Here is a 14524-nt window from a genome sequence, read left to right as displayed (position 1 = left end):
AAGATTTAAAATTGAGTATTGCGGACAGAATGAGCCAGTAGTCCGAAGATTAAGGGACGCTTTCAAGAAGATAGTCCGTTTCTATACTTAAACTCCACTTCAACAATTTGAACGGCTGACTTAAAAATCTTTTTATAGTACAAAAAAGCAGCACCGATGTTTCCAGTACTGCTTTTTCCAAGAAAAGGAGGTGATTAGATTTATTATATTATCATCTTCCCTCACATATAGAATTACAATTATCTTAGTTCGTCATCTAACGGTACGATTTGTTCATCTAGTACCTTTTGCCATTCCCTTTTCATCATTTGAGGATAACTAAACGGCTTTATGTCAGGATGATGCGTTCTAAAGGTCTCGTAATCCTTGCTCTCGATGATGCTTTTCATATTTGGAATTCCGTCCATTCCGACCATATACCGAATCGCAGAAGCATGCAGTTCATTATTGGAGACACACCAGTAAGTACTGAATGTCTCTACAATTTGATATTTCTTCTCAGTAAAGAAGCGTCTCTTCACTGCAAATACGTCTTCATTCTCTTCGATCTCTTTCTCGTCCATCGCATTTAATATATTCCGATACACGTCTTTTACTATGTCAGACTTATTTAATTTCTTTAATGCACTCTCGATTTCTTCACGAACATCTGGATTATTCGCTTCATATGTGCCTAACAGCTGATCAATATAACTTGAATCAATATCATAAAGCTTTGTCGTGGCATCACTGTAGAAGGTTAAATCTGAGAAGTCTGGTTCATCATCGGGATCGTCCTCACTATCGACCTCCACCAGCGAGCCCTTGACAGTTTCATAGACGCCAACTTCTTCTTCCAATGCACGCACTTGTTCCTGTAAGGCTTTGGAGGTATTTATATCATTGTTATAGCTGTCGTACGTCACTAGGGCTTCGTAAGCATTATTCAACTCCTGAAAAGCTTTTACATATCCCACCCGTGTTTCCAGCGTGGAGTGCTCGTTGACTTCCCCTTCTTTCTCGATGATGTCAGAAAACGCTTTATACGCCTTCTTGAATCGTTTCTTAGCGGAATCATAGGTTGGATAAATCAAACCGGATTCTTCTTTCACTTCCGAATACAGCTTGGTGGCTTTCTCCACGTTCTGTTCCATCTTAAAAGGCTTGCGGAACGTGACAATTAAACCTCTCGATTTATCCGGATAGGTTCGATTTGTTCGGGAAAATGCCTGAATCAAACCAGCATATTCAAGATGGCGATCCACAAATAACGTCTGAATCGTCGGCGCGTCAAACCCTGTCAATAACCGGTCCACCACGATCACCAGGTCTACTTGGCGCCCCATTTGTTTGTACTCCGCCCGTTTTCTCGCCAGGCGATTATTAATATCCCCGTTATAGCGTTCGAGGTCTGTGAGCGACCATGCGGTTTGGTAATACCGATTGTAGTCATCGATGATGTCTTGCATTTCTTGCTGCTGTTCTACCGCATTCTCTGTATTCTCGTCCAATGAATACGTGATCGCAACTCTTGGGAAGTCTGGGTCATTCATGGTACGTCCTTCTCGAATCGGTCGATTAGAAAATACTTGTTCCATCCAATCCTCATCTTGCGTTATGGCTTTAATGGCATGATAATATCGCTTGGCCATAGCAATGGAACTCGTTGTTAAGATCGCTGATTTCGTCGGTTTTCCATTCTTAAAATCAAATTTTGTATAGGCATTATCAGGGCGCAGGATCTTCTTAATCACTTTATCAATGTGATCGTCCTGCTCATACATACTTTTCTCGATATAATTTTCTTTCTCCACCCCTGACATATCATCAATTGCTTGATTTATCGACTCCGAGGGAAGGTGGGTATAGCTCTCGCTGTTTTTTAGTTTATGATAAATCATGTTATCTAAGGAAGTCGGCTCAATCGTCGTTTCGTGTTCCACTTGAAAGCCTAGAACAGAGCCATCTTCTAAAGCGTTCTTAATGGTGTACGTATGTAGTACCTCACCATATTGGTCGTGCGTGGTCCTCGCTAGTTTACCTTTCGCCTGTTTCTTGTTCTCTTCAAAAATAGGGGTGCCGGTAAAGCCAAACCAGGTGGAATTAGGGAAGAATTCTTTGATCTCTTCCATGTTCTCCGCACTTAATGCACGGTGACATTCATCCACAATGAACACAATATGTTGCCCCATCAGTTTTTGATACCGATTCGTACCTTTTTTCTCCTCACTCCATTTCGCGTATTTTAACGCAGAATCAAGTTTTTGGCGTGTCGTCACGATGACGACATTGGAATTGGCATCTGCCAAGAGCGTCTTGCTTAATTCTTTTGAACTTCCCGTTCCCACAATCAAACTGTTCGCAGGCGTATTTCCTGAAGAGATCCCCGTGTTAAATTCGGAGGCAAACTTTGTGAATTCACTGGTGGTCTGGTTATCCAGATCCTTACGGTCCACAAGCATAATGGTCCGGTCGATTCCGGATTTTTTAGCTAAGAGTTTCGTGGAAACAAAGCTCGTCAACGTTTTTCCGGAACCTGTGGCATGCCAGACGTACCCGGACTGATGTTTATTCGCTGCTGTAAACAGGGCTTCAATAGCATGTACCTGATACGGCTGCAGCACCATCAAGGTTTTGTTATCTTGGTCCTCACTGACGATGGTATAGTGAGCGATCAAACGGTGCGCATCTGGAATATTCAACGCTTGCTTACAAAATTCATAGAGGTTCTCGACTTTCTTATTGTCTTTCGTGCGCCAGCTGAACATGAGCTTCCTATGCATATTTTTCGGCATCGCATTGGCAAAATAACGGGTCGTTTGCTCATTGGATACAACAAATAACTGAAGGGTAGAAAAGATGTTGTTTCGGAACATGCCTTCTTCCGCGTATTTCTTAATCTGGTTGAAGGCTTGATACACCCCGTCTTTGGCCGTTACCTTTTTCAATTCCATTTGGACAATGGGCAGCCCATTAATCAAGAGCGTCACATCAAAGCGTCGATCTCGACCCTCACTCTGGTCACTTTTCTTGGCAATCTGATGGACCACTTCATAGCTGGAAATTCCGCCACCAATATCCTGATTGGAATAGAGAACTAGGGAAGCGAAGCCAAGACTGTTGTCTTCCCGTTCAATCGTAATACGGGCAATTCCGTTCTCCCCTTTTAACCATTTTGCCGCATCAAACGGGGTTTGAGTGCGTAAGAGTAATTCTGTTTTAACCGCCTCAAACTCTTTATCCGTCAAAGGACGATCTCTAAGCTCAGAGAGGTTGTTCTGCGTGATTTTTTGACGGAGGTTTTTCCAGAGGTCAGCTTCAGATTTCAGGTCATTACGAAACGTCCACTGGTTATGTCCTTCCCCCAATACCTCAATCAAATGGGATTCAATTTCAGCTTCCGAGCGATGTGATAGTGAATGCAATAACGTCACCTCCTAGACAAACATTTTTGGTAGGAATCCTTGCTTTGTTTTCTTTAAAAGTTCTAATTCTTTTTCATGCAGAGCGATAGTATCATCAAGGTTTTTGAAGAATTGGCCGATTTTTTGTTGTTCTGCTTTGTTAGGAATGTGAATCGGCATATTCAAAAATGTATCTACATGAATTCTTTTAGCTTTTCTAGAACCATTTGCTATAGTTCCAAGATGTAAATAGAATTCAGCTCTTGATACATACTCCAATAAAAAATGTGAATTCATGTCTTTAGATATGTCAAACGCAGGTGAATCTAATGTAGATTCATAGCCGTCAAGATGATTCGGCACAATCCCAAAAGCCTGATTTAAAAAGTCTAACTTTCCATACATAAACTGACCAGATTTTCGAACATAGTATTGTGTAGCAACACTTCCCTTGAAGTCAGAATTTTTTTCGACAATCCCCTTCCCCCAAAGCTTTACAGTTAGTTTTTTAGCATCAAATCCATTCGATCCTTTAATTCTACTTTCTTTGAGATAATTACTTATTTTTCTTTCTTCCCAATTCCCACTAAATCTATCAAACCGAACCTCCGGAACATGCTCTCCATCTTTCGGAAACATCTTCTGCAAAAATCCTTGTTTGCTCTCTTTTAATAATTCGATTTGGCGTTGCTGAAGGGCGATTTGATCATCGAGTTTTTTGAAAAATTGGCCGATTTTTTGTTGTTCCATATAATGAGGAGTAGAAACCAAAAAAGAAGATAGTGCTTCTTTTGTAATTGTCTTAATTGTTCCACCAGGAGCTTTTCGTTTCTCAATCTCAAATTTTTGTTGTATTGTGTAAGCCCAAAATCGTTCATCAGTTCTATTTTTATAGCTCTCAAAAATAAGTAATGTTCTATCTACATAGGCATCATATTGTGTTATAGCCACTCTCCCAATACTACCTTGAAGTGTAACAACAACTTTTCCAGCAGGAACAAATATACTTTTCGGTTGAGCTAAAACACTTATTTTTTGTTTAGTATCATTGACCAATGTTAAATGCTCTGTGACATCTACAACCTGTATAAATGGCATCGCTCCTTCTCCACCATACCACTCTTTGTTGCCGTAAGGCTGAGGAAAAGAACCACGCCTGAAATTAGCATAGTTTGCAATATTTTCTTCTATCCAATCTTCACTAAAACCATGAAATCGAAACTTCGGTGTAGTTTTATTCTTCATCGCCAAACACCTCTAAAGCGCCTTGAATCCATTCCGCGTATTCATCAGTGTATTTAAGAGACGAAATATCTTCAAACAAACTCTTTTGCAGTACTTTCTTGTTCTGTTGAATCTCTTTCATTTCATCACCAACTGATTTCATATCAACAGGCTTTTCTTCTTCAAACGTATCCACGTATCTTGGAATATTTAAGTTATAATCATTCTCTTTGATCTCCTCAAACGTGGCAAGATGAGCGTACTTCTCTACGCTTTCTCGTTTGTTGTAGGTATTGACGATCTTCTCAATGTTCTCTTTCGATAACTTATTCTGATTTTTCCCCTTAATAAATTCACGACTGGCATCAATAAAGAGCACATCACGTGTACGGCGATTTTTCTTTAAGATTAGAACGGTCGTTGGAATAGAGGTTCCAAAGAATAAATTCGGAGGCATGCCAATCACAGCATAGATACTGCCATCTTCCAACAGTTTCTTACGGATAACTCCTTCCGCAGCCCCTCGAAATAGAACCCCATGAGGCAGGACAATCGCCATCGTTCCTGTTTCTTTTAAGTGATAATAACCGTGTAAGACAAAGGCAAAGTCAGCTTTGGATTTTGGAGCGAGCTTTCCGTAACGATTAAAACGAGAGTCATCCAGGAATGTTTCATCTGCCGACCATTTGGCCGAATACGGTGGATTCATCACGACGGAATCAAACGTATACGGTTCATCTGTTGGCCAGTCCTTGTTTAATGTGTCCCCGTTACGAACTCTCATTTCCTCCGGATCAACACCATGTAAGATTAAGTTCATTTTGGCCAAGTTGAAGGTTGTCGTATTTAGTTCTTGGCCGTGATACTTTACTTTATCCGAGTAATTAAGGTAGTTTCGTACATTGAGCATTAATGAACCTGATCCCATGGTTGGGTCAAATACACTGAACCATTTCTTATCTTCTTGCCCAATGGCAACAATCTGCGATATCATGTCGGATACCATGTGAGGAGTATAGAACTCGCCAGCTTTTTTCCCCGCCTCCGATGCAAACTGACCAATCAAATACTCGTAAGCATCTCCGATCACGTCGCCTTCATAACCAATGAGGTCCACATCATTCAGCTTCTTTAAAACATCCGTTATGGTGACATTACGTTGTTGGTCGTCTGATCCTAATTTCTTGGACTGCAAATCAACATCATCAAACAAGCCACTGAACGCATCATACTTCGTGGATAGCTGAATGAACGCCCTATTTAGATCATTTAATTGAAAGATATTTTGTTTCGCATGATTTGCTAATACATTGAATAAATATCGTGGCTCAATATCATAACCTAACGTATCAACAACAGTCGCAATTAAATCTTCTTTTGTATCCTCGTCAGCCAATAACTCTTCATAGAGTTTTGTTTGCTTTTCAGGAGTTGAATAGGCTTCTAGCGATTCATCTGCTAACTCAACAACTTTTAGCAATAACTTGTCGGATAAGTATTTATAAAATATTAATCCCAATAAGTAATTCTTGTACTCTGATGCATCCATTTTACTGCGGAGATTATCCGCCGCACTGAATAATTTTTGATTTAATTCTGCTCCCATTTTCTAAATACTCCTTATGTATGTTTAATTTTGTTAGTTAAACTAGAGAAGGAAATACACTTTGAACAAAAGAATATAAAACATTTATTCATTATATATAATTTAATTCTACTAATATGATAACACCACCAGTCAATAAAACTCTCCTTTCCCCTAACTTTTCAGCTAACTCTTGATGTTAAGTATTGTATAGAAAAAAACGTATTCTATGTTTCAGACAATAATAAACGCAAAGAATTTTTATTTTAAACTAAACTATGACTAGGAGATGCAATACTGAATTCTCCAAACTATTCTAAATTAATAATAATAAGTGCAATATAAAAAGCCCAAACTCAAGCAGCCTGGACAAAAGTGTGACCAAATCTAAAAAAATTGAAATGCAGAAAAAAGTTACTATGGTACGGTCCCCACACTAGCAACTCCTATAAATATAGTATCTTTATGTTAACGTTTTATACTGAAAAAGAAAAGGACCCTTTGTAAAATTGGGCATGTTAGTCTAGCCCCCCTATTTTTTGATATCAACAGCCAAAAGGGGCATGCTCTCAAGCAAATTGCTCTTTGATTTTTGGCATTCAGCATGCGACAAATCCCTATCTTTCTAAAAGGTAGGGATTATTTGACGCTTACATAGTTAAGCGTATTTTGTGCTTATTCAATAGTAAGCTGATATTCTTCGATTGAACCCGAAATGAATGGTGAGGGTTTTTTATTAAATTCATAATACCTTTGTGCATTCGATGAATAAAATCGCTTTATCGAGTTTGAAATAAGAAATACATACTCTTTTGCCCTTGTAAGGGCTATATAATGCAGATTTTCATCTTCTCTAAGTTTTACAGGTTTACCCACTGAACGAAAATCCGGGAACGTGTCTTCGAATAAGTCTAAATGTAATACGACATCAAATTCTAACCCTTTTGAACCGTGAATAGTTAATAATTGAATCTCATCTTCCTTAAATGGCTTAAAATTTTCAAGTAACGTTGGATTGTTTATCAATTGATCACAGGCTACTTTGGTTAGTTCACTTATTTCATAATCAGGATAAATATTTTGAATTATTGCACTAAGAATATTAATTACTCTTTCGCTTTTTTTAACATCTGTAGCTTCATTTTGACATTCAAGTTTAAACTCTTTTATTAAATTCTTAACAGCATCTATATTTTTTCTTAATCCTCGTACACGGTAATCAAAATAACACTCAATGAAATCCTTAGCAGTGTACTCCTTCTGATTAAATGATAAAATCATCAATTGCCGCAGCATATTGCCACCAATACTTCTGTCGTCATTTAAGAGTAATTTGTGCTGTAATCGATGTTGAATTGTTAATACGTCTGATATCATTTCCAATGTTTCATTTGTTCTTCCTAACAATGCAATCTCAGACTTCTTTTCAACACCTGATATTTCAATAATTTTTTCAATGGATTCGTTCAACCAATATCCAATTTGATATTGCGTACCTGTCAATGAGACCCTAACAATTCTACTATCACCTTCAGGAATAGAATAAATATTCATACCTCTTTGAAGACATAGAAATAGGTCTGCATAATTTTGGATAAAGGGTTGACACCGATGATTAATATTCATATCAAATTTCTCAAAAGTAGCCATTGTTGTTAGTTGTTCCATATACTCAGGACTTCCGGATTTAAACGAGTATATGGATTGATTAAAATCACCAACTGCCCAACTCATTATTCCAATTTCTGATAATCGTTTAAATAGGCTAAATTGCTCGAAATCGGAATCTTGAAATTCGTCAATAAATACATATCGATACTTTGCTTTTAAATATTTAGCACATGTTTCTGAACTCAAAAGTATTAAATTTGCCATACCACCAATTAAATGTAGATCAAAGTATCCCGAAAGAAATCGTTCTTCCAAATACATTCTATAAGAAAGGTCTAATTCTTCATATACGCAAATTCCTTGGTCATACAGTTGGTGAACGGGGTATTGAGAATATTTTTCTATAATCGCTTTTATTGCTTTTTTTATAGATTTTATAAGTCGTTCTTGTTCCTCATCCTGGACTTTTTCAACTAAAACTGGTCCTGAAGCTGTTCCCATCAGTCTCTTACCGAATGACAAAACGATTTCTGAGCTGCAAAAACTATCGATTGTACTAAAAAAAGATTGCTTTGTTTCACCACACAATAATTTTGCTCTCTTTTCTAATTCTTTACTTGCTTTATTTGTATAAGAAATAGCAATGACTCCTTGATATTCTCTACAATCCTCTATAACTTGTTGAATCTTTTTAGCAAGGGTCCAAGTCTTTCCGCTGCCAGGTCCAGCAATAATTACTGCGTTATTATCCCAGCTTAATATGGTATTTTGTTGAGGTGTCGGATCAAAGTTCGCCATGATTACCAACCCTCAATTGCTGTACGATGGTTTGACATGCATACAATGGTCCCGATAAAGGATCATCCTTCAAAGAACTTAAACAGTCTCTATTTTTTTCTAAAAAGTGATACATAAATGTAGATTTTCCACTTTTCATTTCTAATACCATATCTTGAATCACTAAAATTTCCTCATCCTCTTGGCTAGGTGAAAAATAATGATTTATTGAGTCTTGGACAGTTTTATTTGAATAATAAATATCTTCTTCTAATCCTTCTTTTGCTAAAAATAAGCCATAATTACTTAGTGGTTGGTAAAATAAATCGTACATTTCTAGCCTATGAGAATTACTTGCAGCAGAATTTTCTGTAAGTTTTTCTTTATTTTCAAAAATCAATTCTGCAAGGTTTACTAGCTGTTCTCCAATTGGTACTTTACCAGAACATTTTGTTGAATAAATATTAATTAATCTTCTTATTCCGGTTAGATAATAAGCTTCTTTTAACTGTTGCTTGGGTCGTTTGTATTTTTGATAATCATTGTCCGTTCTCATCACCCAAGGTATACCCAGTGCATTTAATAAATCAATATATCTTGTGAAACCAACACCTTCAACAGATAAAATGCTTATATTTAACTTGTCCAAATCCACTCCTATTTGATGAGCTAAACTCTTATAAAAAACAATTTCAGAAGTTCCCTCAACTAGAAGTACACAGTCACTAAAATATACCTCTGCAATAAGAGGACTTAGACGATATTCCATCGCTCTAATTTGGTCCCCCAATTCCTTCGATACTCCATTTTGATTACAAACAGTAGCTGGAGAACCTTGTTTCGTATGTAACCTTATAATTGAATTAGGATGAAATTCACATGCAATATAAGGAGAATGAGATGTTAAAACCACCTGAGTTGGTAATACTTTAACTAGATATTCGGCCAATTTCCTTTGTTGATGTGGATGAAGATGTGACTCAGATTCTTCAATACAGAAAATAGAAACTTCGTCTGGTTGTCCATCTTTAATAGAAATTTGATTTAAAGCAGACCACAGAGCAATAAAAGCCTGGTTCTTTCTTCCTTCACCACCCAATTGAATTGTGTGTTCTCCGATACTAGATAGAAGACTTATTTTTCGAAATAAATCATCGTTTGATGGTAAATCGACACCTAACTTTAATTTCTGTTCTTGATGGTGTTCAGACAAGTCTTTTAATTGGTTATTAAGAATTTCTCCAGCCTTTCCAATAAAGGATAATGTATTCAATTCATTTTCTATAACTTTTATCCGACCACTTAAATCTTCAAACCTTGCATTATCTGACTGTTCTTCCTCCTCCGACCTAGCATCTTGCAAATATTCTATAAGCTTATTTTTTTGACTTTTTAAATATTGGTCTATTTGTCGAGTAGCACTAACGTATCTCATGTTCAATGCTCTTAAATAAAACCTACTTGTAACTAGTTGTAGTTCATCAGGAGATGTTCCCACAAATAGCTTATAGTCTTTTATACCACCGATTCTGGTCCGTGTAGCAATATACCTAATGTAAACTTCGTCTTTATCGCTGATAAGTTCCCTGAAACATGACAGAATACATTCTTCAATAGCTTCGACAAAGTGAAGAGTAATAGAAAATTCATTGGTTTCTGCACCTGAATAAATGCAAAAATCTTCATCAAGGGGTTCTAATTCGTTTTCGGATAATGATTTATCTAAGAGCAGTCGTAAGGCATATAAAACATTAGTTTTACCAATATCATTTGCTCCGATAATTAGTGTCTTTTCATCAAAACCTATTTTAGTATCGATAATATTTCGGTAGTTTTTCAGTTCAATATAATTTAATTTCATTTAAAGTCCTCCGCCAATTATAAGACAAGAAATGTTCCTTTTTATTCTATCAAAATACATAAATTTTGGAAAATTTTATATAAAAGTCTTCGAAATTTTGTCACGGTTTTGCTGGTTACAAAACTAAGGACCTCTTAATGTTAAATATATAAGCAAATTTAGTAACTGAGATATAAATCCCGTATCTTAGATTTCAAAGTAATCATGGATAAAGACTATTTATTATTTTGCTACGCAGTAAGAATGCAATATAAGAGTTACTCCACAATCTAGCCCGTTTCTGGAACAACTTTGTCCGGCAAACGCGCCCAATTGTTGAGAACACTAATTATAATTTATTAGTGAATACTTCTTAGTTTTAGCTTCTTTTTTCCATTTTTCATAATCCTTAAGATCAGGTTCCCCAAGCCTGTATATTAAATCGTTACATAAAGCAATTACTATTGAATGCAACCATTCAGTATATAACTTTAGTTCTATTTCATCTACTAAAGCAGAGTGAAGAATCTTATTTCTAATCCTATACAATCTTGCTAATAAACTTTTATAGCTTATTTCTAGCTTCGAAATAAATCTTCCCCTAGTGTCTATTTTTTCAAAAACACTCGAAAACTCCCGTAAACGGAATATGAGGTACTCACTGGTACAGTACTTTTCGAATTTAAACAAATTATCAGCAATTGTATATAGATTACAAGAAAACATAAAATCTGATAATCCTGGTAAGTTCTTTATTTCTTCTGGTATAGGAGTTTCTCCGACCGTGATCTTGTTAGTTTTCTGGTGAAATGTAGCTTTTAGTTGATTGTATATATTAATAATCTCTGTTCTGAAGTAATTTCTGGTTAGTATTTCAGAACCATTTTTCAATACACTAGACTTGACGTTATTACCAGTATCCCTAATACCTACTAAATACTCTAATGCAATCCAATAATGAATAAATTTATTTATATAAAGATCTTGATCTTCTCCAACATGTAATGATCGCATCCCTTTCATTAACCAATCCTTCATTATATTATCGGAGTTTAAAATAGTATTTATAGTACTCTCATCATCTAATTTGTCTTTCCTTATATCCTTTTCTAGCTCAAATCCTCTATATGATCCCCCTGTATATTTACTTGCATCCCTCGCTCTAAATAAAGGTGATCTACTTTGAAGGCCATATCTGATGCAACACTCATTACTTATACTAATATGGTCAAGGTTATATGTATATCTAAGTGTATTTACAACTTCTTCTACTTTTTTTCTAGCTATTTTAGTTGCCAAGTTTGTGTTAATTTTTTTTAACCAGATTCTACAATGAGCATCAGTATATTTAATTTCTGACCAATCACTGTCACTTAATGTACTAAGGGAATTACGGAATTTATCTAGAATTTCCATTTCTTTCCTTTCCAAGAGACCCTCTTCTATAAATAGTACCTTTTGGTTAAACTTCCATTCTAATAAATCAGATCTTATTGGATTATAAAATAATACATCATTTATTTCATATGGCATCATTGTTTTTAAATTATTAACTCTGAAAATAACTAATGTATTCCTAAAACGGTTTTTGGGTTTTAATGTTTCTATTTTCCGTTGAAATTGTTCTTTTAATGACAAGTAAATCATGTTTTGTTTATCAAAGTCGTATTTATTGGCTAAATATACTTTTTCTTGAAGAAATTCGCTTGAATATCCTGCTCTCAATAATTCTGAAATCAAATCATTGACCAAACTTTTTATTCGGTAGATATTTATTTCAAATGATTTATTATCATATACTAAAAAGCTTAATTCTCTAAGCATTTTATCGATGGTAAAAGTTTGGGTTTCTTTGAAGTTTTTAATTATGCCTTTTAAATATTTCAAATCACTTTTAATATCTTGTTTATTATTAGATGAACTTATTTTTTTAATTTCACTTTTAATTTGGAAGGTTTCGTTTGTGTAAATGGTGTTAAAATAATGATTTTTTTCTATATAAGAAGTCATTTCTTTTAGGAAAAACAGTAGGCCATTACTGGTTTTTGTTATCTTTGGTGTATTCTCTAGCAAAGCAATGTTCTCTAATAATTCATCAATAAGGGTATTAAAATTATTAAGTTTGAATTCTTCATAGGTATAAATGTCGATTCTAAGTACATCAAACCAATAGTTTTTTATAAAATTAATTTTCCGTTTACTATCTTTACTTAGCAAAAAAATCATTCCTATTAGTTAATCTAACTTACAACTTTTATTGATTTTTAATTAGTATTGAGCATCTATCATTTATATTAACACTTTGTGTTGAATAACCTCTTCTGTATTCCATAATCATGGCCCGATTGTTTAACTTTTAAAAACATGTTTTTTTCAGGTTCTTTTTCCAATAACTTGATAACACGTTTATATTTTTGTTTTTTTTCTTTATCTTCTTCACGAAAAACATTCACAACAAGAAGGGGTCTATTCCCTCTTTTTGTTTGAACTAACACTATATCACCCTGTGCAATCGGCGTATCTCTTATTCTTTTAGGAATATGCCAGTGATACATTTTATTTGTATTTAATTTCAAATTTTCATTTTCAGTTCCGAGCACATGAAAACCGGCAACAGTATTATTATTATTCACTTAAGTTCCTCCTAATTGAATCAGAAAATGAAATCCTCCTCTCTAGTATAAGGTATTTATTAACGCAAACATAATAATTTCATCAATTTTCTCTTCCAGGAGTTAACTTATTTCTCTACTTCTGTCCCACTTTCAACTTAATTTCGCCTTAAGAAAAACGGCGAAATTAATATAACATTATGAACACAATAATTTATAATTTCGCCCTTAAATTTTTATACCTATATGAGCCAAAATAACAGACGCGGCAGAACGGCGGAGTGCTTCTTTAAATAATTCTCTGGGGTGGACAATGCTTGAATTGAGACTACCGATAAACAGGGTTTGACGATGAATTACTTGGTTTTTTGTGTTTAGGCAGAGTATCACAAAATGTTCTTGTGTTAAAAATCTCATATCCTCCATGACATAGCTTGATACATCTTCCGGAGAACGTATGACATATTTTTCTCCTTCTTGGTAAGTGTGAATACGCCGGCCGAGTTCTAACGCTGCACGGAGTTCTAGCGCCTTAGCTTGTCCAATTCCTTTTATTTTCTGCAACTCCTCCACCGTTGCTTCCTTTAATAAGTGCAAACCATCGAAGTCATAAAGAACACGTTGAGATAATTGAAGAACAGATTCATGTTTAGATCCCGTGCGAAGCAAGACGGCTAATAATTCCTGATTAGATAGACACTCTGGACCGTTCTTGATCATTTTTTCTCTCGGCCGTTCAGATACAGGAACATTTTTTATCATTGTAGAAGGTTTTGTCATGTCAGTACCTCTTTTCTGGCTAATTTGAAGAAAAAGATGGGAATACGTCAAATGCTTGTAATTCCCTCATCACTCTGGAAATAGGAAGCCCAACAACATTAAAATAGTCCCCCGTTAACGATTCAACGAACAAGCGGCCTTTTTCCTGAATACCATAAGCGCCTGCTTTATCATAAGGTTCTGATGTTGATAAATAGGCTTCCAGGAACCAGTCCTCAAGCGGATAGAATCTAACTTCTGTTTTGACATGGAATAGTCTAAGTTTTTTTGGGGAAAGAATTGCTGTTCCAGTATAAACATGATGAGAACGCCCAGACAATGACTGTAGCATAAAACGTGCTTCAGCTTTTGTAGACGGTTTTCCTAATATTTGGTTATCCGAGCTAACAACCGTATCTGCCCCAATAACCACATGGTCTGGCTGATAGGAGAAAACATCCTTAGCTTTTTCGAGTGCTAAGTCCTCTACGACTTTGGCAGGATTGGAACCATTCTCTATGATTTCAGGGGCCAAGCTTTTTTGGGAAATGAAAGACAAACCTGCATGTTGTAATAATTCTTTTCGACGAGGGGATTGCGAAGCTAAAATAAGGGAAGACATGAAGAGAGACCACCTTTCTAATACATATTGTCCTACGTATTATACAAGGTGTGGCATAAGTTTACCAAATAAGAAAGCGGATAACAAGAAATTTTTTCCTGCATCCGCCTC

At 35.6% G+C, this 14524-nt stretch carries 8 protein-coding genes and 1 pseudogene; all 9 read right to left on the bottom strand.

Annotated elements, in window-relative coordinates; genetic code table 11:
• Window positions 1–239: 239 nt before the first annotated feature.
• The 9 genes and pseudogenes from J2S78_RS05470 to J2S78_RS05430 all read right to left on the bottom strand — a co-directional run bounded on the left by J2S78_RS05470 (window position 240) and on the right by J2S78_RS05430 (window position 14413).
• Entirely contained in the window at window positions 240–3404 is a 3165-nt protein-coding gene (locus tag J2S78_RS05470; RefSeq protein ID WP_306896923.1) for a type I restriction endonuclease subunit R, read from the bottom strand.
• 12 nt (window positions 3405–3416) lie between these two features.
• Window positions 3417–4628, bottom strand: a complete 1212-nt coding sequence (locus tag J2S78_RS05465; protein WP_306896922.1) for a restriction endonuclease subunit S — start codon at window positions 4626–4628, stop codon at window positions 3417–3419.
• Window positions 4618–6213 (bottom strand): type I restriction-modification system subunit M, encoded by a 1596-nt coding sequence (locus J2S78_RS05460; protein WP_306896921.1) that lies wholly within the window; start codon window positions 6211–6213, stop codon window positions 4618–4620. The genes J2S78_RS05465 and J2S78_RS05460 overlap by 11 nt, the downstream gene beginning before the upstream one ends.
• A 654-nt stretch (window positions 6214–6867) precedes the next feature.
• Window positions 6868–8601 (bottom strand): UvrD-helicase domain-containing protein, encoded by a 1734-nt coding sequence (locus tag J2S78_RS05455; RefSeq protein ID WP_306896920.1) that lies wholly within the window; start codon window positions 8599–8601, stop codon window positions 6868–6870.
• Window positions 8588–10441 (bottom strand): AAA family ATPase, encoded by a 1854-nt coding sequence (locus J2S78_RS05450; protein ID WP_306896919.1) that lies wholly within the window; start codon window positions 10439–10441, stop codon window positions 8588–8590. Before J2S78_RS05450 ends, J2S78_RS05455 begins: the two co-directional genes overlap by 14 nt.
• Before the next feature lie 324 nt (window positions 10442–10765).
• On the bottom strand, window positions 10766–12637 hold the full coding sequence (locus J2S78_RS05445; protein WP_306896918.1) for a hypothetical protein: 1872 nt from the start codon (window positions 12635–12637) through the stop codon (window positions 10766–10768).
• A 77-nt stretch (window positions 12638–12714) separates the two neighbouring features.
• Window positions 12715–13053, bottom strand: coding sequence for a DUF5839 family protein (locus tag J2S78_RS05440; protein WP_306896917.1), 339 nt, complete (start codon window positions 13051–13053; stop codon window positions 12715–12717).
• Window positions 13054–13278: 225 nt separating this feature from the next.
• Window positions 13279–13812: pseudogene (gene radC, locus J2S78_RS05435) on the bottom strand (RadC family protein); the annotation flags it as partial.
• 19 nt (window positions 13813–13831) lie between these two features.
• Entirely contained in the window at window positions 13832–14413 is a 582-nt protein-coding gene (locus J2S78_RS05430) for a Maf family protein (RefSeq protein WP_306896916.1), read from the bottom strand.
• Between the last annotated feature and the right edge of the window lie 111 nt (window positions 14414–14524).

It is taken from the genome of Salibacterium salarium (assembly GCF_030813635.1).
GTDB classification, from domain to species: domain Bacteria; phylum Bacillota; class Bacilli; order Bacillales; family Marinococcaceae; genus Salibacterium; species Salibacterium salarium.
The sequence above is the reverse complement of the archived record's forward strand: the minus strand, read 5'-3'. Positions and strand labels throughout refer to the sequence as shown.